Below are 17204 nucleotides of genomic sequence, written 5' to 3'. Positions count from 1 at the left end.
GGACTTTCGCTTCGGGTGCTTTTACGCGTCCGGCAGCGCCAGTTCGGCGTCAGCGAGCCGGTCCGGGTCGGCGAACGCCTCGAACCCGGCGATCCGGTCGCCGTCGAACGCCAGCGAGATGACCATGAGCAGCTGCCCGCGCGGCGACACGACCGCCACACCGACCTCACCGTCGAGCAGCACCGCGTGCGCGAGCATCGCGTTGCCGTTGAACGCTTCCGCAACGGCCTCGGCGCCGAACGGCGCGGCCCCGGGGTAGAGGCGCAGGGCGCCCGCGTCGAGTCGGAAGGTGACGCTCGGGTCCAGCAGCGAGAGCAGCGTCTCGAACTGGCCGTCGCGCGCGGCGCGCAGGAAGGCCTCGACGGCGCGGTACCGCTCGGCACGGTCGCCGTCGGCGGTGTCGGCCTTGCCGCGCACGCGCTTGCGGGCGCGGCTCGCGAGCTTCTGCGTCGTCTCGGGGCTGCGTTCGACGATGGGGGCGATGTCGTTGAAGGACAAGGCGAACATGTCGTGGAGGACGAACGCGAGACGCTCCGCGGGCGAGAGGGCGTCCAAGACCACGAGCATCGCGTGGCCCACCGAGTCCGCCAGCAGCGCTTCCTCTTCGGGGTCCACGCGGCGGGACACCCGCACCTCGGGCTCGGACTCCTGGCCGTCGAGCGTGTCCTCGCGGCGGGACTTGCGCGAGCGCAGCATGTCGAGGCAGACCCGGCCGATCACGGTGGTGAGCCACGCCGCGGAGTTCTCGACGCCGCTCGTGTCGGCGCGGTCGGCCTTGAGCCAGGTCTCCTGGACGGCGTCCTCAGCCTCGCTGAGCGAGCCGAGCATCCGGAACGCGACCGTGCGCAGATGGGCTCTGTGCTGCTCGAACACCGCCGCCGAAAAATAATCTCCGCTCATCGGTCTGGTTTCCTCGCCGCCGTCCGTCAGTGAAAGTACAAGCCCAAATTTCCCACCCCGAGCGAGAAGGAAGTCAACGATGGACGCGAACAAGACTGACTCGTCACAGACCACGGTGCTGATCACCGGCGCGAACAAGGGCCTCGGCCTCGAAGCCGCCCGCCGCCTCGGCGCGATGGGCTGGAAGGTCTTCCTCGGCTCGCGCGACCTCGAGCGCGGCCAGGCGGCCGTCGACAAGCTCGCCGCTGACGGCGCCGACGTGGTGCTCGTGCCGCTCGACGTGGCCTCGAACGAGTCGGTGACCGCCGCCGAACGGCTCGTGCGCGAGCACACCGACAGGCTCGACGTGCTCATCAACAACGCCGGCGCCCCCGGGCACTTCGTCGCCCCGGCCGATGCGACGGCCGAGGAGCTGCACGGCGTGTACGACGTGAACGTGTACGGGCCGGTGCGGGTCACGCACGCGTTCCTGCCGCTGCTGCAGGAGGCCGAGAACCCGCGCGTCGTCATGGTGTCGAGCGGCGGCGGCTCGTTCGCCGTCGTCACCGACCCGGCCCAGGGCATCTCGAAGATGCACGAACTCGCCTACACCTCTTCGAAAGCCGCGCTGAACATGATCACCGTCCGGTACGCCCAGGCGCTCCCGGGGATCAAGTTCAACCTCGTCACCCCCGGGGAGGTCTCGACCGGCAAGTTCGCCGCGACCGACATGAACGGCAACCGGGGCCTGCTCACCGTCACCGAGGGCACCGACCCGTTCGTCAAGCTGGCGACCATCGGCGCGGACGGCCCGAGCGGGATCTTCATCGACCGCCTCGGCCCCGTCGGGTGGTAGCCCGCGCGATCCCGGCCGCTCCACGATGGAGCGGCCGGGGTCAGTCGCCGTCGAGGTCGGTGCGCTGGCGCAGGACTCGCAGATCGTCACCGTCCCAGGCCATCTCGTAGAGCTTGCCGCGCGCCCCGGTGAAGGGGCGGTGGAGGACGAGCATGAGTTCGCCGTCGAACGTGGTGAAGAGCATCCCGTGGCCGGAGTCGCCGCGCACGAGCGGTTCCCTTTGTTCCCAAGGGCCTTCGAGGCGGCCGGAGGGGGAGACGGCCCAGGTCTGCACGTAGTCGCCGTCCAGGCCGCCCGCGGTGACGCGGTTCTTCTCGTAGGTCGACCACAGGCAGACGAGCGCGCCGCCGGGCGCGCGGACCAGCTGCGGGCCGTCGGTGACGTACGGCGCGAGCTGGTGCGGCACGCCGGCGGGCATGTCGCGGGTGAGCCAGTGGGCGTCGGAGCCCTTGAAGAGCATCACCGCGTCGCCCGCGATCGCGTCCAGCTTGTCGGACAAGGGGAACGCCTCGATGGTGCCGTCGATGCGCTGCAGCCATTCGTTCGCGTAGACCATCCACGGACGGCCGTCGTCGTCGGTGAACAGCGTCCCGTCGAGGGTCATGAGTTCGGGAGGCAGGATCGGCGCCTCGGGCTTGAGCATCCGGAACGGGCCCGTGAGCGAGTCGGCGACCGCGCAGATCGTCGACCGGCGGTAGTTCGGGACCGGGAACGGCGTGCCGTACTCCCCCGGTTCCGGCACGGGCAGTGCGGCGTCGGTGTTGTGCAGCGTCGTGAACAGGTACCAGCGGCCGTTCCAGCGGTGCACTTCGGGCGCCCACGCGCCGTGCACCGCCCACGGCGACTCCTCTTCGGCCACAAGGAAGACCGGCACGGGCTCGGCCCAGTCGCGGAGGTTCGGGGAGCGGTAGCACATCGTGCCGACCCCGGCGGCCGATACCGGCCCGGTCGCCTCGGCGGTGAAGCCCTGATTGGCGGTGTACAGGTGGTACAGGCCGGACTCGGCGTCGGCGACCACGTACGGGTCGTGCAGCGGCATCTCGGGCAGGCGCAGCGGGAAGGCGGACGGCATCGGCTCGCTCATGTCGAAAACGCTATCAGGGCGATGGATATCCGCTCGACACGACGGCCGCCCACCCGTTACATTGCGGCGAACGATGCAGGCGACGAGCGAGTGGAGTTGATTTTTTGAAGGTCCAGGCGCCTGCGGTCGGCCGCGGCCGACCGCTTTCCGACACCGTCATGAAATCATCGAAAGCAAAGGACCCCAGTGGATCTCCCACTTTCCATCGTCATCGGCGAGAGCAGCCACCGCATCCACAACCCCGTCGATAGCCGCAAGCTCGCCGCGCTCGGCGAGGCCCTGCGCCTCCCGCCCGGCCTGACCATGCTCGACCTCGCGAGCGGGTCGGGCGAGATGCTCTGCACCTGGGCCCGCGACCACGGGATCAGCGGCACCGGCGTCGACATCAGCACCGCGTTCACCGCCCGGGCCCAGGCCCGGGCCGCCGAACTCGGCGTCGCCGACCGCTGCGCGTTCATCCACGGCGACGCCGCCGGGTACGTCGCGAGCGAGCCGGTCGACCTCGCCGCGTGCATCGGCGCCACCTGGATCGGCGGCGGCACCGCAGGCACGGTCGCGCTCCTCGAGCAGAGCCTCAAACCGAACGGGCTCATGCTCATCGGCGAGTGCTACTGGCGCCAGGACCCGCCCGACGACGCCACCGTCAAGGGCTGCTATGCGGAGAGCCGGGACAGCTTCTTCGACCTCCCGGGCCTGTTCGACCACTTCGACGCGCTCGGCTACGACGTCGTCGAGATGGTCCTGGCCGACCAGGACTCCTGGGACCGGTACGCGGCACCGCACTGGCTCAACATCCGCCGCTGGCTCGACGAGAACCCGGGCCACGAGCTCGAGGACGAGATGCGGCACAAGCTCGACGTCGAGCGCCGCAACCACGTCCGCTATCAGCGCGACTACCTCGGATGGGGCATCTTCGCCCTCATGAAGCGGTAGACCGCGGGCGGGCCCGGCGCTCCAGTGCCGGGTCCGCCTGCGCCGCAAGGGATAAGGTCGGTCTCAGCGTTGACCATCGACCAGAAGGGCCGCGATGCCCACCGTAGACCTCTCCCTCGGCACCGTCTCCTATGAGGACACCGGGTCCGGCCCCGTGGTCCTGCTCCTCCACGGGCTGGTGCAGTCCGCCACCGTCTGGCGCAAGGTGGCCGCCGACCTCGCCGCAGACCACCGCGTCGTCATCCCGACGCTCCCCTATGGCAGCCATACGATCCCGCTGCGGCCCGACGCCGAGCTCACCCCGCACAGCACCGCGCTGCTCATCGGCGAGTTCGCCGACGCCCTCGACCTGCCGCGCGACACGGTCTTCGTCGAGAACGACGCCGGACGCCTCCAGCAGCTCGCCGCCGAACGCCCCGACCGCGTGGGCCGCATGGTGATCGCCGGGTGCGAGGCGTTCGACAACTACCCGCCCAAAGCCGGCGGCACGCTCATGGCCGCCGCCGCCAAGATCCCCGGCGGCATCCGCGCCCTCGCCCTGGCGCTCACACCGCGCCCGATGCGCCGCGTCCCCGGCACCGGCTTCGCCGTCATGACCGTGAAGGGCGTGCCGCACGAGCTCACCGACGGATGGCTCGAACCGCTGCGCACCGACTCCCGCGTGCGGGCCGACCTCGTCAGATATCTGCGGGCCACGCGCCGGACCGAAATGCTCGAAGCCGCCGGGAGACTCGCCGACTTCCACGGCCCGGCACTCGTGGTGTGGGGCAGGCAGGACAAGATGATGCCGCCCCAGCACGGCCGCCGCCTCGCCGAGCTCATCCCCGGCGCCGAACTCCTCGAATTGGACGACTGCGGCACCCTCATCCCCATCGACCGGCCGCGCGCACTCGCCGAAGCCGTGCGGCGGTTCGCCGCCGAACGCCCGCTCTGACGACGCACCGCGCCTCCGCCGCCGAGACGGCGAGGGAGGCGCGGGCGCCGACCGGTTACGGAGCGGGCTGCGGCAGCGCCTGCGGCCGCAGGCGCACCACCGCGGCCGTCCACGCGGCGGCCGAGCACAAGACGACGACCACCGCGAAGTGGAGCAGGCCGCGTTCGAAGTACTCGCCGCCCACCGGATCCACGGCGTACGCCGCCAGCTCGCGGGTCGACCAGAGCGGCAGCGCCTTCGCAAGCGTCCCTTCGGGATCGGCGAGCATCTGCGTGGCCATCACCGCGAGCAGCGCGAGCGCGCCCTCCAGCTCGCGCGGGAGCACGAGACTCACGACCGCGCCCAGCGGGGCGGCGATGAGCACCGTCGTCACGAGCAGCACCGCCACCGCCCACAGCCGTTCGACGTCCTGGGTGAGGGCGATGAGCCCGAAGTACCCGGCGGCCATCGCGAGACCGGTGGCGGCCAGTGCGGCCTGCCGTCCGATGAGGAGCGCGCTCGGCGAGGCGCCCACGACGGTGAGGCGGCGGTCGAGGTGCCGGGAGTTGACGTGCGAGAACAGGGAGAGCGTGGCCACGGCCCAGCCGACGCCGAGCGCGAGGAAGCGGATGGCCTGCCCCTGCTGGTCCGCGCGGGCGGCGTAGAACGCGAGCGGGAGCGCGATGACAAGGAGCAGCGCGGCGCGGCGGCGGCCGATCTCGCGCAGGCTGGTGGCGGCGATCGTGAGTGTCATCAGCGGTCCTCCGAGCCTTGGAGTTCGAGCACGTGGTCGACCTTGTCGAGGTCGTGGAGCAGGTGGGTGACGACGAGGACGCCCGCGCCCGCGTCGCGCCAGGCGTACACCTGGGCCCACAGGTCGAGGTACGAGTCCTGGTCGAAGCCCTGGTAGGGCTCGTCGAGGAGGATGAGGTCGGGCCGGTCGAGCTCGCCGAGGACGACGTTGAGCTTCTGCTGGGTGCCGCCGGAGAGCTTGCCGGCGACGGTGTCGCGGGGGCGCCAGCCGAGGCCCGCGGCGAGGCGCGTGCCGGTGGCGACGGCCTTGCGGGCGCCCATGCCGTGGACGGCGCCGAAGAGCCGGAAGTGCTCGTCGGGGGTGAGGTACGGGGCGACGCCGTGCTGTTGGGGCGCGTAGCCGATGCGGGCCGCGCGCTCGACGGTGCCGCCGCTCGCCTTGACCGAGCCGGCGCAGACGCCGAGCAGTGTGGATTTGCCGGAGCCGTTGGCGCCCACCACGGCCGCGACCTCGCCGCCGCGCAGGACGAGGTCGACGCCGCGCAGGACCTCGCGGCGGCGGTAGCGCTTGGTGACGCCGGCGAGGCGCAGCACGACCGGGCCGCGGGCGCGGGCGAGCGGGGCGGCGAGCGGTTGGCGCGCGGCGCTGGCGAGGCTGGTGGCGTAGGCGGTGGCCGGGCCGAAGAGCTCGGCCGGGTGGAGGCCGGAGGCGAGGGCTTCGGCGGCCGAGTCGTCCGCGAGGCGGCGGGCCTCGCGCGGGTCGACGCCGAGTTCGGCGAGGCGCCGGTCGCAGGCGGCGTGCCACTCGGCGGCGTTCATGCGGTCTCCTCGGCGAGCGCCGCGACGCGGTCCACGGCGGCGCGGAACTCGCGCCATTCGGCGGCGCGCGCGGCGGCGGCGGCGCGGCCGTCGGGGGTGAGGTCGAAGTACTTGCGGCGGGGACCGACTGTGGAAGTCTCCCAATCGGTCTGGACCAGGCCCTGCTTCTCGAGGCGCAGGAGTGAAGGGTAGAGGGTCCCGCCGGGGATGTCGCCGAAGCCGGCCTCCGCGAGGCGCTGCCCGAGGCCGAGACCGTAGTCGCGGCGCTCGGCGAGCAGGCACAGGAGGGACAGGTCGAGGAATCCGTGCAGCCATTGCTTTCGCATCGAATCGAACACGGTAGAAAGGCTAACTGAATACCGGTAGATAGTCAAACTGAGTACTGATGTCGCGGCCTGGACGGCGAAACGCCTCCCCCGCCGTCTGCGGCGGGGGAGGCGCGGTTCGGTCGGGTCAGCCGAGGTCGGCTTCGGCGAGCCAGTCCTTGGCGATGGTCTCGGCCGGGAGCTCCTCGTCGACGCTGCGGGCGTTCATGGCGAGCAGGTCTTCCGGGGTCATCGCGGCGCTCACCGCGTTGATCACGTCGGCCGCCTCGTCGTTGACGTTGTCGCTCGCGAGCGGCACGACGTGCGAGGCGAGGAAGAGGCCCTTGGTGTCCTGCAGGGAGACCAGGTCGTTCGCGGTGATCGACGGGTCGGCGGTGTAGATGATGGCGAGCTGGATGTCGCCGTCGTTGAGCGCCGCCACGGTGAGTGGGCCGCCGCCGTCCTCGATCGGCGTGAAGCCGACCTCGACGCCGTACGTGTCGCGCAGGCCCTGCGGGCCGTTCGGGCGGTTCTCGGCCTCCGAGTTGGCGCCCATGGTCATCGGCTCGGTCACGTTCGCCAGGTCGTCCACTGTGGTGAGGGACCACTGCTCGGCGAACGCCTTGGTGATGGTGTACGAGTCCTGGTCCGTGGCCGCCGACTGGTCGAGCACGCGCAGGCCCTCAGGGGTCGCGTCCTGCAGTGCCGCATAGACGTCGTCGCTCAGCCGCGCCGGGGTGTCGGGCTGCCAGTACTGCAGCACCGGACCCGAGTACTCGGGGAAGAGGTCGATCGAGCCGCCCTCGATCTCGGGTAGGTAGGCCTCGCGCTGGCCGATGCGGAAGTCGCGCTCCACGGTGAACCCTGCGTCTTCGAGGGACTGGGCGTAGATCTCGGCGATGATCTCGTTGGAGTAGTAGTCCTGCGAGCCGATCACGATGGTGTCGCCGTCCGAGTCGCCGCTCGAGAGCGGGTCACCCGACGAGCAGGCGGTGGTGGTCAGCACGGCCGCGAGCGCGACCGCGCCGATGGCCTTGGTGCGGGTGTTCATACGGATTCCTTCACTAGGGGACTCTCGGGCTGTACTGCCGCGCTTGACGATCGGGCGGGCGCGGCGATGCGCCTCGCCGCCGAGCGCTGCCAGGCGGCGAGGAGGAGTTCGAGCAGGAGGGCCAGGCCCGCGACGAGGAGCGCCCCGGCGAGCATCTCGGCGTAGTCGCGGGATTTGAGGCCGGAGAACAGGTACCGGCCGAGGCCGAAGTCCGCGGTGTACGCCGCGAGGGTGGCGGTGGCGACGACCTGGAGGGTCGCGGCGCGCAGCCCGCCGATGATCACCGGCGCGGCGAGCGGGATCTCGACTTGGAACACGACCTGCTTGGGGCTCATGCCGATCGCCTTCGCGGCGCCCGTGACGGCCGAGTCGACGTTCTGGACGCCCGCGTACGCGCCCGCGAGGACGGACGGGATCGCGAGCACGATGAGCGCGAGCAGCGGCGCCTTCAGGCCGATGCCGAGGGCCAGGCCGAGAAGCGTGAGGAGGCCGAGCGTCGGGATGGCGCGGGCGGCCCCGGCGATCGCGCCGACGATCCCGGCGCCCTTGCGGGTGTGTCCGATGAGGATTCCCGTGGGCAGGGCCAGGATCGCGGCCGCCGCGACGGCGGCGAAGGTGATGACGAGGTGCTGCAGGACGCGGGTGGGCACGCCGCTCGGGCCGGACCAGTTGGCCGGGTCGGCGAGCCAGGCGATCGCGTCGAGGAAGAGGTTCATGTCGTCTCCTCTTGCGGGAGCAGGCGTTCGCGGCGGCTCACAGTCCAAGGAGTGAGGATGCGGCCGGCCGCGACGAGGACGGCGTCGAAGAACAACGCCAGGAGCATCGTCGCGATCACGCCCGTGGCGACCTCGGCGGGGATGCCGCGCTGGAAGCCGTCCGTGAGGAGCGTGCCGAGGCTCGGGACGCCGATGAGCGCCCCGATCGTGACGAGGCTGACCGTGGAGACGGCGACGACCCGCACACCGGCGAGAAGCACCGGGACGGCCAGCGGGAGGTCCACCCGCCAGAACACGCTGCGGGGCGAATGCCCAACGGCCACAGCCGCTTCGCGCACCCGGGGATCGACGGAGCCGAACGCGTCCGCGGCGGTGCGCACGAGGAGCGCGAGGCCGTAGACGGTGAGGGCGATGATCATCGTCGCGGGCGAGCGCAGCGGGATGCCGAAGATCACCGGGATGATGATGAGCAGCGGCAGGGCGGGGATCGCGTAGAGGAGGCTGGCCGCGCCGAGAAGCGGGCCGCCGAGGCGCGGGCGCTGCTGCGCGAGCCGTCCGATGGGGACGGCGAGCAGGACGCTGAGGAGGATCGCCGGGGCGCTGAGCAGCAGGTGGTCCCGGGTGAGCTCGACGACCTGCGGCCAGTTCAGGCTGAGCCACTTCAAGGCGCGAGCACCCCCACGGGTCGGCCGGAGGCGTCGACGGCGATCGTGCGGCCGTCCACTTCGGTGATGTGGAGTTCGCGCTCGGCGCGGTCGGCGCCCACGAAGTCGCGCACGAAGTCGTCCGCGGGGGCGCCCAGGATCTCGGCGGGCGTGCCGCGCTGGGCGATCACGCCGCCCTCGCGCAGGACCACGACCTCGTCGCCGAGGAGGAACGCCTCGTCGACGTCGTGCGTGACGAACACGATCGTCTTGTGCATGTCCGCCTGCAGCCGCAGGAGTTCCTCCTGCAGTTCGCGGCGCATGATCGGGTCGACGGCGCCGAACGGCTCGTCCATGAGCAGGATGTTCGGGTCCGCGGCGAGCGCGCGGGCGACGCCCACGCGCTGCTGCTGCCCGCCGGAGAGCTGCCCGGGGAAGCGGCGGCCCACCTTCGGGTCGAGGCCCACGCGTTCGAGGAGTTCACTTGCGGCCGTGCGGGCCTCGCGCTTGGGGACGCCGTTGAGGACGGGCACCGTGGCGATGTTGTCGAGCACCGAGCGGTGCGGGAGGAGCCCGCCGTGCTGGAGCACGTACCCGATCGAGCGGCGCAGCGCCACGGGGTCGCGTTCGCGCACGTCCTCGTCGTCGATGAGGACGCGGCCGGAGGTGGGCTCGACCATGCGGTTGACGGTGCGCAGCAACGTGGACTTGCCCGAGCCGGAGGAGCCGACGAGCACGACCGTGCGGTGCGAGGGGACCACGAGGGAGAAATCGGATACGGCCGTGGTCTGGCCCGGATAGGTCTTCGTCACCGATTCGAACTCGATCACAGCGGCTTCCCTGAAGGATGGGGGCAAAGCGGTCACGGCCAGTCTATACAACGAACCGAGGTATAGGATAGGACCTGTGATCGAATTGATGATCCTGGGTTTCCTGGCGGAGGGTCCGCTGCACGGCTACGAGCTGCGCCGCAAAATGGCCCAGCTCCACGGATACGCCCGGACCTTCAGCGACGGCACGGTCTACCCGGCGATCAACCGGCTCGTCGCGGCCGGCGCGCTCACCCGCGAGATGCACCGGGGCCAGGCGGCCGCGCAGAAGGGGATCCTCAGGCTCACCGACGCCGGGCACGAGCGGCTGCGGCGCCTGCTGCGCGACGCGGACGGGTACGACATCACCGACACCGGCCGGTACTTCGTGGTGCTGGCCTTCCTCTCGCAACTGCCGGACCCGGAGGAGCGGCGGGCCGTGCTGCGCCGGCGCCTCGCCTTCCTCGACCAGCCCGCGAGCTTCTTCTATGACGGTGCGCATCCGTTGCGCGCCAAGGAGATCGACGACCCGTACCGGCACGGGATGCTCGTGATCGCCAAGGCCGCCAGCAAGGCCGAGCGCGCCTGGCTGCGCGAACAGCTCGACCTCACCACCGAGGGGCACCACCGATGACTTCGGGAGAAGCCGTCATGAGAGGCACTGCAATGAGAAGCGCTGTCATGCGAGCCGTCGTCCTCGACGAGCCCGGTCCCGTCACGAACCTCCGCATCCGCGAACTGCCGGTGCCCGAACCCGCCGAAGGCTGGGTGCGGATCAGGGTGAAGGCCTTCGGGCTCAACAGGTCCGAACTGCACACCCGGCTCGGCCTGGCCGAGGGCGTGACGTTCCCGCGGGTGCTCGGCATCGAGGCCACCGGCGTCGTGGACGCCGACCCGAGCGGCACTTACGCTGCGGGGCAGCAGGTCATGACGATGATGGGCGGCATGGGCCGGGTCTTCGACGGCGGGTACGCCGAGTACACGTGCGTGCCGCTCGGCCAGATCGTCCCGTTCAAGTCCGAACTGGACTGGGCGGTGCTCGGCGCGGTCCCGGAGATGCTGCAGACCGCGAACGGCTCGCTCACGGTCGGGCTCGACGCGCGGCCGGGCCAGCGCCTGCTCATCCGCGGCGGCACGTCCTCCGTGGGGGTCGCGGCCGCGATCCTCGCCAAGCGCATCGGCATGACCGTGCTCGCGACGACCCGCAGCGCGGCGAAGGCGGACGCGCTCGAGCGGGCCGGGGTGGACCACGTGCTCATCGACGACGGGGACGTGGCCGCGCAGGTCCGCCGGATCCTCCCCGAGGGCGTCGAGGCGGCGCTCGAGCTGGTGGGCACGCCGACGCTGCCGGACACGTTGCGCGCCACCAAGGTCCACGGCACCGTGTGCTTCACCGGGATGCTCTCGAACGAGTGGATCGTCAAGGACTTCTACCCGATCGGCTACCTGCCGGCCGGGGTCCGGTTGACCGCGTACTCCGGGGAGGCGAACGACCTCTCCCCCGAGGTCCTGCAGTCCTACTTGGACGATGTGGCGGCCGGGCGGGCGGCGGTGCCCCTCGACCGGGTCTTCGACCTCGACCGCATCCGGGACGCCCACGCGCTCATGGAGTCCGACGGAGCGAAGGGCAAGCTCGTCGTCGACCTCTCCGGGTCTTAGGACCAGCGGCGTACCCGCGTGCCCGTCGCTGGTCCGATGCCGATGCGCCCCAACGCGCTTAGCGTTGGCCGGGCCGCCACAGGGGCCGGTCCCACGGCCCCCGGCGAACCGAGAGGGCACAGCGATGACCATCCTGATCACCGGCGCGACCGGCAACGTCGGACGACACCTCGTCCAGGAGCTCCACGCCGCGAAACAGCCGGTACGGGCGTTGACGCGGGACCCGGCCCGCGCGGGTCTCCCTGCGGGCGTTGACGTCCGGGCCGGGGACTTCACCGACTTCGCGAGCCTCGAGGCCGCGCTCGAAGGCGTCACCGCCGTGCACCTGTTGACGACGTTCGGGCCCGGGAACACCACCGTGCCCCGCGCCCGCGACCTCGTGGACGCCGCCGTCAAGGCCGGCGTGCGGCGCGTGACCCTCCTCTGGAACGGCTACACCGGGCCGGTCGAGGAGGCCGTGGAGGACTCTGCGCTCGAGTACACGCACCTGCGGCCCGGCGAGTTCATGTCGAACGCGCTCGGCTGGGCCGAGCAGATCCGTGCTGAAGGCGTCGTGCGCGAGGCCTACGGCGAGGTCGGCCACTCCCCCGTCGACGTGCGCGACATCGCCGCCGTGGCCGCCCTCGCTCTGACCGAGGACGGCCACGCCGGGAGGGCCTACACGCTGACCGGCCCCGAGGTGCTCACCGTCCCGCAGCAGGTCGCGGCCATCGCCGCCGCTGTCGGGAGAGAGGTGCGGTACGAGGCCGAAGCGCCCGAGGACGCGAAGGCGCGGATGCGGGCCATGGGCATCGAGGCGGACGCCGCCGACTACGTGCTGGACTGGCGCGCGAATCCGCCCGAATTCGCACGACAGGTGTTCACGACGGTCGCGGACGTCACCGGCCGCCCGGCGCGCACCTTCGCCGAATGGGCCCGGGACCACGCGGAGGCGTTCCGGTAGGCGTCGCGGTCCCGGGTCTCCCCCGGGGCCGACGCGCAGGTCACAAGGTGCTCTGGATTACGCCACTCGGTGGTCGGGAACCCGATTCGCGCGGTATCGTCCACCGGTCGGATCGGACCGATGGTGCCCGATCCCCGAGAAGGAGTAGCCGTCGTGACCGCCCATTCCGACGCGAGCCAACACGCTTCCGCCCCGGCCCCGGAACCGCAGCCCGCGCCCGCCCGCAACGCCGCAACGCCCCGCGGCACCTTGCGACTCGCCCTCGCCGTGGGCGCCCTCGGCGTCGTCTTCGGCGACATCGGCACCAGCCCGATCTACGCCCTCCAGACCCTGTTCAACCCGGCCGACCCGCACCCCGTGCCGATCAACGACAACAACGTCTTCGGGCTCATCTCCCTCATCTTCTGGTCGATGATGATCATCGTCACCATCTTCTACGTCATGCTCGCGATGCGCGCGGACAACGACGGCGAGGGCGGCATCATGGCCCTCATCACCCTCATCCGCCGCCACGCCTCCGGCCGCGGCCGCCGCACCAGCCTCGTCCTCGCCGCCCTCGGCATCTTCGGCGCGTCCCTCTTCCTCGGCGACAGCATGATCACCCCCGCGATCTCCGTCCTCTCCGCCGTCGAGGGCCTCAAGGTCGTCAACCCCAGCTTCGAGGCCTGGGTCATCCCCGTCACCGGCGTCATCATCGTGCTGCTCTTCGGCTTCCAGCGCAGAGGCACCGCCAGCATCGGCCGCCTCTTCGGGCCGGTCATGATCGTCTGGTTCCTCACCATCGCCCTCCTCGGCCTCGGCGGCATCGCCCGCCACCCCGACATCCTCCGCGCCTTCAACCCCGTCTACGCCGTCGAATTCCTCTTCGGCCACTTCCACATCGGGTTCTTCGCGCTCGCCGCCGTCGTGCTCACCTTCACCGGCGTCGAAGCGCTCTACGCCGACATGGGCCACTTCGGGCGTCGCAACATCACCACCGGCTGGATCTTCCTCGTCTTCCCCGCCCTCATGCTCAACTACATGGGCCAGGGTGCGCTGATACTCGACAGCCCCTCCAACGTCAGCGGCCCGTTCTTCCTGCTCGTGCCCGAATGGGGCCGCATCCCGCTGCTGGTCCTCGCCACCGCCGCCACCGTGATCGCCTCCCAGGCCGTCATCACCGGCGCGTACTCCGTGGCGTCCCAGGCCTCCAAGCTCGGGTACCTGCCGCGCCTGCGCATCGCCCACACCTCCGAGCACGAGATCGGGCAGATCTACGTGCCCTGGATCAACTGGCTGCTCATGGTCTCCGTGCTCACGCTCGTGTTCGCCTTCCGCAGCTCCGCCGCGCTCGCGTACGCGTACGGCATGGCCGTCATCGGCACGATCACCATCGTCACACTGTTGTACTTCTACATCGCGCGCACGCAATGGCGCGCACCGAGCTGGCTCGTCTTCATCGGCGGCGGCCTGCTGCTCGCGTTCGACCTGCTGTTCCTCGCCGCCAACAGCACCAAGCTCGTGCACGGCGCGTGGCTGCCGCTGGTCATCGGCATCACCGCGTTCGCCGTCATGGTCACCTGGCAGCGCGGCCGCGAGATCGTCACCGACCAGCGCGTGCGCCTCGAAGGCGCCCTCCGCGACTTCCTCGCCCGGCTCAGCGCCGGCGAACCGAAGGTCGCTCAAGTCCCAGGCGCCGCGATCTTCCTCAACCGCGGCTCCGAGACCGCGCCGCTCGCCATGCGCGCCAACATGGAGCGCAACCACGTGCGGCACGCCCAGATCGTGGTCCTCTCCGTCGAGACCGAGCCGGTGCCGCGCGTCCCCGAGGCCGACCGCGTCATCGTGGACGACCTCGGCCTCACCCACGACGGCATCATCCACGTCACCGCCCGCTTCGGGTACATGGAGGCCCAGGACGTGCCCGCCGCGCTGCGCCTGGTCAAGGCCCGCCAGTCCGAGGGCCGCAAGCTCAAGCTCAAGGACGCCACGTACTTCCTCTCGACCATCCAGCTGCGCATCGGCCCCGAGAAGACCATGGCGACCTGGCGCAAGAAGCTGTTCATCGCGACCTCCCACATCACCGCCGACGCGGCCGACCACTTCAAGCTGCCGCGCGACCGCACCGTGATCATGGGCTCCCACATCGAGATCTAGGGACGCGAAACGGCCCGCGGGAGTGATCCCGCGGGCCGTTTCGCCTTGTCTTACGCCCGAGCGGCCTGCAGGCCCTCGGTGATCGCGTGCGCGATCGGGGTCGTCGGACGCCCGATGAGCTTCGCCAGGTCGCCGGTCTGCACGGCCAGCAGGCCGCGCGAGACCGCGTCCTCGACACCCACGAGGATCGCCGCGAACGGGTCCGGGACGCCCGCGCCGACCAGGATCTCCCGGTGCGCCTCGCCCGGGACGCGGTTGACGCCGATCTCCTCGCCGAGCTGGCGCGAGACCTCCGCCGCGTACTCCTCGTAGGTCCAGGCGTGGTCGCCGCTGAGCTCGTACTCGCGGTTCTCGTGGCCCTCGGTGGTGAGCACGGCGACCGCCGCCGCCGCGAAGTCGGCGCGGGTCGCGCTCGCGATCCTCGCGCCCTCGGCGGAGCTGGTCAGGACGCCGCCGTTGGCGACGGCCTGGCCCAGGGCGGCGGTGTAGTTCTCGTGGTACCAGCCGTTGCGCAGCAGCACGTACGGCAGGCCGGAGTCGATGAGGTACCGCTCGGTGATCTGGTGCTCGCGGGCGAGCTCGAAGTCGGCGGCGGGGCCGCCGAGAACGCTGGTGTAGCCGAGGAGCGCGACGTTCGCGTTCTTGGCCGCGTCGATGACCGCCTTGTGCTGCGGCACACGCTGGCCTACTTCGCTGCCCGAGATGAGCAGGACCTTCTCGCCCTCTTTGAAGGCGTCCGCGAGGGTGGCCGGGTCGTTGTAGTCGGCGACGCGGACCTCGACGCCGAGCTCGCCGAAGCGGGCGGCCTTGGCGGGGTCGCGGACGACGACGGCGATCTGCTCGACGGGGACCTCGTTGACGAGGCCTTCGACGACGAGTTGCCCGAGTTGGCCGGTGGCACCGGTGACGACGATCATTGTTTGCTCCTTCGACTGTCGATTGCGTCTACCATTGCACTTACGAAACGAAAGCACAATCATTTAGAAAGTACTGTTGCGGAGGTAACATCGCGTCATGAGCACCCAGCCCACCGAACTCGTGCCCGGCTTCGCAGTGGAGGCCAAGGGCTGCGAGTCGCGCGTCATCCTCGACCACATCACCGGCCGCTGGGGCACGCTCATTCTGCTGGCCCTCCATGAGGGCCCGATGCGGTTCAGCGAGATCCGGCGGTCGATCGAGGGCATCAACGAGAAGGCCCTCGCGCAGAGCCTCAAGCACTTCGAACGCGACGGCATCGTCGACCGCCTCGCCCCCGAGGACGGCTACCCGTCGCGCGTCGAATACCGCCTCACCGAGGTCGGCGCGGGGCTCGAACGGCGCCTGCGCGAGCTCGTGCTGCACCTCTACGAGGAGATGCCGAAGGTGCTCGACTCGCACGCCGAGTACGACGCCCGCCGTCCGTCCTGATTCTTCCCTCGACCTGTTCGAAATCGCAGGTAGCGGCCGCGACTGGGCCTAGACTCGGGCCATGGCTGCGCAGGTCCCGCGAGCGGGCGAGCTGCGGCCGGGCACGGCCATTCCGCGGTGGGTCCGGCTGCTGCCGCTGGTAGCGCTCGGGATCGCCGTCGTCACCCAGATCTTCTCGGACGACCAGTTCCACGCCGGCATCGCGGTGACCGTGGTGCCGCTCCTCGCCGCGTTCGTGCTCGGCCCGGCCTGGACCGCGGGCATCTCCCTGCTCGCGCTCCTCCTCATCGCCGCGCCCCTGCCGATCACCGAGGGCTTCGACATCGTCGACGACCTCGTCGTCGCGATCATCTTCACTACGGCCGTGAGCATCTCGTGGATCCGCCAGCGCTTCGAGGCCGGCCTCGTGACGATGCTCAGCGTCTCGGAGGCGGCGCAGCGGGCGGTGCTGCCGGAGCTGCCCGAGCGGGTGGACGACCTCGCGTGCGCGGGGCTGTACCACTCGGCGCAGCGCGGGGCGACGATCGGCGGGGACCTGTTCGACGTGCGGCCCAGCCCGTTCGGGGTGCGGATGATCCTCGGCGACGTGCAGGGCCACGGGCTCGACGCGGTCGGCACGGCCTCGATGCTGCTCTCGGTGTTCCACGAGGCGATCCTCGACGAGGCGGAGCTGGGCGGGGTCGCGTGGCGGCTCGAGCGGCGGATGCTGGAGGACGCGGCGCACGGGTATGTGCCGGAGCTGTTCGCCTCGGTGCTGCTGGCGGAGTTCGTGGACGAGTCGGACGAGGTGCGGCTGCTGTCGTGCGGGCATCCGTCGCCGCTGCTGCTGCGGGGCGAGCGGGTCGAGGAGATCGACTTGAAGCCCGCGCCGGTGCTGGGGCTGCGGCTGGCGACGCCGGTGCGGCCGCTCGGGACGGCCTCGGTGGCGTTCGGCGAGGAGGACACGCTGCTGGCGTTCTCGGACGGGCTGGTCGAGGCGCGCGACGAGGAGGGGCACTACTATCCGCTCGCGCACCACCTGGACGGGCTGGTCGTGCCGGCCTCGCCGCGGCGGCTGGTCGAGTTCGTCTGGGACGACGCGGCGCGCTTCGCGACGCGGATGGACGACGACGTGAGCATCCTGGCGATCACGCGGGTGGCGAGGAGCGCGAGGCGCCGGCCGCTGACGGAGTGAGCGGCTTGGGTGGCGGCGAGCGGCGAATGTGAGCGGAGGGTCTGCGCAAATCGGACATCGCTGGACCCCGTGCCACGGCGAAGCTTGCGAGCCGTGCGCTTTGCACAGGAACCCTGACCGAGG

19 protein-coding genes are annotated in these 17204 nt (G+C 71.0%); 9 read left to right on the top strand and 10 right to left on the bottom strand.

Annotated elements, in window-relative coordinates; translation table 11 throughout:
- Positions 1-21 precede the first annotated feature (21 nt).
- Positions 22-900 (bottom strand): sigma-70 family RNA polymerase sigma factor, encoded by an 879-nt coding sequence (locus tag O2L01_RS24780; RefSeq protein ID WP_270124738.1) that lies wholly within the window; start codon positions 898-900, stop codon positions 22-24.
- Between the two features lie 79 nt (positions 901-979).
- On the opposite strand from O2L01_RS24780, the gene O2L01_RS24775 reads away from it, so the two are divergent.
- Positions 980-1735 (top strand): SDR family NAD(P)-dependent oxidoreductase, encoded by a 756-nt coding sequence (locus O2L01_RS24775; protein ID WP_270124737.1) that lies wholly within the window; start codon positions 980-982, stop codon positions 1733-1735.
- A 40-nt stretch (positions 1736-1775) separates the two neighbouring features.
- Here the strand turns inward: O2L01_RS24775 and O2L01_RS24770 are convergent, their stop codons facing one another.
- On the bottom strand, positions 1776-2819 hold the full coding sequence (locus tag O2L01_RS24770) for a glycoside hydrolase family 43 protein (protein ID WP_270124736.1): 1044 nt from the start codon (positions 2817-2819) through the stop codon (positions 1776-1778).
- 186 nt (positions 2820-3005) lie between these two features.
- Here O2L01_RS24770 and O2L01_RS24765 point away from each other — a divergent pair, with 186 nt between their 5' ends.
- Both O2L01_RS24765 and O2L01_RS24760 read left to right on the top strand, forming a co-directional pair.
- Positions 3006-3752, top strand: a complete 747-nt coding sequence (locus O2L01_RS24765; RefSeq protein ID WP_270124735.1) for an SAM-dependent methyltransferase — start codon at positions 3006-3008, stop codon at positions 3750-3752.
- Positions 3753-3846: 94 nt separating this feature from the next.
- The gene (locus O2L01_RS24760) at positions 3847-4686 is read left to right on the top strand and encodes an alpha/beta fold hydrolase (protein WP_270124734.1); all 840 of its coding nucleotides are present in this window, start codon (positions 3847-3849) and stop codon (positions 4684-4686) included.
- 55 nt (positions 4687-4741) lie between these two features.
- On the opposite strand, the gene O2L01_RS24755 is transcribed toward O2L01_RS24760, so the two are convergent.
- From O2L01_RS24755 to O2L01_RS24725, 7 genes are all read right to left on the bottom strand, one after another.
- Positions 4742-5419, bottom strand: a complete 678-nt coding sequence (locus O2L01_RS24755; RefSeq protein WP_270124733.1) for a hypothetical protein — start codon at positions 5417-5419, stop codon at positions 4742-4744.
- A complete protein-coding gene (locus O2L01_RS24750) occupies positions 5419-6237 on the bottom strand; it encodes an ATP-binding cassette domain-containing protein (RefSeq protein WP_270124732.1) in 819 nt (272 codons plus the stop codon). Before O2L01_RS24750 ends, O2L01_RS24755 begins: the two co-directional genes overlap by 1 nt.
- A complete protein-coding gene (locus tag O2L01_RS24745) occupies positions 6234-6563 on the bottom strand; it encodes a PadR family transcriptional regulator (RefSeq protein ID WP_344469129.1) in 330 nt (109 codons plus the stop codon). Before O2L01_RS24745 ends, O2L01_RS24750 begins: the two co-directional genes overlap by 4 nt.
- Before the next feature lie 127 nt (positions 6564-6690).
- Positions 6691-7593: an ABC transporter substrate-binding protein gene (locus tag O2L01_RS24740; RefSeq protein WP_270124729.1), complete on the bottom strand. Its 903-nt coding sequence runs from the start codon at positions 7591-7593 to the stop codon at positions 6691-6693.
- Positions 7590-8309, bottom strand: coding sequence for an ABC transporter permease (locus tag O2L01_RS24735; RefSeq protein ID WP_270124728.1), 720 nt, complete (start codon positions 8307-8309; stop codon positions 7590-7592). Before O2L01_RS24735 ends, O2L01_RS24740 begins: the two co-directional genes overlap by 4 nt.
- Positions 8306-8974 (bottom strand): ABC transporter permease, encoded by a 669-nt coding sequence (locus tag O2L01_RS24730; protein ID WP_270124727.1) that lies wholly within the window; start codon positions 8972-8974, stop codon positions 8306-8308. Before O2L01_RS24730 ends, O2L01_RS24735 begins: the two co-directional genes overlap by 4 nt.
- Entirely contained in the window at positions 8971-9783 is an 813-nt protein-coding gene (locus O2L01_RS24725; protein WP_270124726.1) for an ABC transporter ATP-binding protein, read from the bottom strand. Before O2L01_RS24725 ends, O2L01_RS24730 begins: the two co-directional genes overlap by 4 nt.
- A gap of 76 nt (positions 9784-9859) precedes the next feature.
- On the opposite strand from O2L01_RS24725, the gene O2L01_RS24720 reads away from it, so the two are divergent.
- The 4 genes from O2L01_RS24720 to O2L01_RS24705 all read left to right on the top strand — a co-directional run bounded on the left by O2L01_RS24720 (position 9860) and on the right by O2L01_RS24705 (position 14500).
- Positions 9860-10396: a PadR family transcriptional regulator gene (locus O2L01_RS24720; RefSeq protein WP_270124725.1), complete on the top strand. Its 537-nt coding sequence runs from the start codon at positions 9860-9862 to the stop codon at positions 10394-10396.
- Between the two features lie 47 nt (positions 10397-10443).
- Complete coding sequence (locus O2L01_RS24715) at positions 10444-11421, top strand: zinc-binding alcohol dehydrogenase family protein (RefSeq protein WP_270124724.1); 978 nt, start codon at positions 10444-10446, stop codon at positions 11419-11421.
- Between the two features lie 124 nt (positions 11422-11545).
- Positions 11546-12364 carry an NAD(P)H-binding protein gene (locus tag O2L01_RS24710; protein ID WP_270124723.1) on the top strand — a complete coding sequence of 273 codons (819 nt, stop codon included), beginning with the start codon at positions 11546-11548 and terminating at the stop codon, positions 12362-12364.
- A gap of 120 nt (positions 12365-12484) precedes the next feature.
- A complete protein-coding gene (locus tag O2L01_RS24705; RefSeq protein ID WP_374727623.1) occupies positions 12485-14500 on the top strand; it encodes a potassium transporter Kup in 2016 nt (671 codons plus the stop codon).
- A gap of 50 nt (positions 14501-14550) precedes the next feature.
- On the opposite strand, the gene O2L01_RS24700 is transcribed toward O2L01_RS24705, so the two are convergent.
- Entirely contained in the window at positions 14551-15417 is an 867-nt protein-coding gene (locus O2L01_RS24700; protein ID WP_270124720.1) for an SDR family oxidoreductase, read from the bottom strand.
- A 97-nt stretch (positions 15418-15514) separates the two neighbouring features.
- Between O2L01_RS24700 and O2L01_RS24695 the strand changes: the two genes are divergently transcribed.
- Together O2L01_RS24695 and O2L01_RS24690 are read left to right on the top strand one after the other, a co-directional pair.
- Positions 15515-15907: a winged helix-turn-helix transcriptional regulator gene (locus tag O2L01_RS24695; protein WP_270124719.1), complete on the top strand. Its 393-nt coding sequence runs from the start codon at positions 15515-15517 to the stop codon at positions 15905-15907.
- A 61-nt stretch (positions 15908-15968) separates the two neighbouring features.
- Positions 15969-17081, top strand: coding sequence for a PP2C family protein-serine/threonine phosphatase (locus O2L01_RS24690; RefSeq protein ID WP_270124718.1), 1113 nt, complete (start codon positions 15969-15971; stop codon positions 17079-17081).
- The last annotated feature ends 123 nt before the right edge of the window (positions 17082-17204 follow it).

The sequence above is a fragment of the Glycomyces lechevalierae genome, from assembly GCF_027622945.1.
Lineage (GTDB): Bacteria > Actinomycetota > Actinomycetes > Mycobacteriales > Micromonosporaceae > Glycomyces > Glycomyces rutgersensis.
The sequence above is the reverse complement of the archived record's forward strand: the minus strand, read 5'-3'. Positions and strand labels throughout refer to the sequence as shown.

What these genes read in the sequence shown, in the direction of transcription:
- O2L01_RS24740 (WP_270124729.1), bottom strand. Translation starts at nt 7,593, where the DNA reads ATGAACACCCGCACCAAGGCCATCGGCGCGGTCGCGCTCGCGGCCGTG.
- O2L01_RS24715 (WP_270124724.1), top strand. Translation starts at nt 10,444, where the DNA reads ATGCGAGCCGTCGTCCTCGACGAGCCCGGTCCCGTCACGAACCTCCGC.
- O2L01_RS24780 (WP_270124738.1), bottom strand. Translation starts at nt 900, where the DNA reads ATGAGCGGAGATTATTTTTCGGCGGCGGTGTTCGAGCAGCACAGAGCC.
- O2L01_RS24735 (WP_270124728.1), bottom strand. Translation starts at nt 8,309, where the DNA reads ATGAACCTCTTCCTCGACGCGATCGCCTGGCTCGCCGACCCGGCCAAC.
- O2L01_RS24760 (WP_270124734.1), top strand. Translation starts at nt 3,847, where the DNA reads ATGCCCACCGTAGACCTCTCCCTCGGCACCGTCTCCTATGAGGACACC.
- O2L01_RS24705 (WP_374727623.1), top strand. Translation starts at nt 12,485, where the DNA reads ATGGTGCCCGATCCCCGAGAAGGAGTAGCCGTCGTGACCGCCCATTCC.
- O2L01_RS24695 (WP_270124719.1), top strand. Translation starts at nt 15,515, where the DNA reads ATGAGCACCCAGCCCACCGAACTCGTGCCCGGCTTCGCAGTGGAGGCC.
- O2L01_RS24755 (WP_270124733.1), bottom strand. Translation starts at nt 5,419, where the DNA reads ATGACACTCACGATCGCCGCCACCAGCCTGCGCGAGATCGGCCGCCGC.
- O2L01_RS24710 (WP_270124723.1), top strand. Translation starts at nt 11,546, where the DNA reads ATGACCATCCTGATCACCGGCGCGACCGGCAACGTCGGACGACACCTC.
- O2L01_RS24700 (WP_270124720.1), bottom strand. Translation starts at nt 15,417, where the DNA reads ATGATCGTCGTCACCGGTGCCACCGGCCAACTCGGGCAACTCGTCGTC.
- O2L01_RS24750 (WP_270124732.1), bottom strand. Translation starts at nt 6,237, where the DNA reads ATGAACGCCGCCGAGTGGCACGCCGCCTGCGACCGGCGCCTCGCCGAA.
- O2L01_RS24745 (WP_344469129.1), bottom strand. Translation starts at nt 6,563, where the DNA reads ATGCGAAAGCAATGGCTGCACGGATTCCTCGACCTGTCCCTCCTGTGC.
- O2L01_RS24775 (WP_270124737.1), top strand. Translation starts at nt 980, where the DNA reads ATGGACGCGAACAAGACTGACTCGTCACAGACCACGGTGCTGATCACC.
- O2L01_RS24690 (WP_270124718.1), top strand. Translation starts at nt 15,969, where the DNA reads ATGGCTGCGCAGGTCCCGCGAGCGGGCGAGCTGCGGCCGGGCACGGCC.
- O2L01_RS24770 (WP_270124736.1), bottom strand. Translation starts at nt 2,819, where the DNA reads ATGAGCGAGCCGATGCCGTCCGCCTTCCCGCTGCGCCTGCCCGAGATG.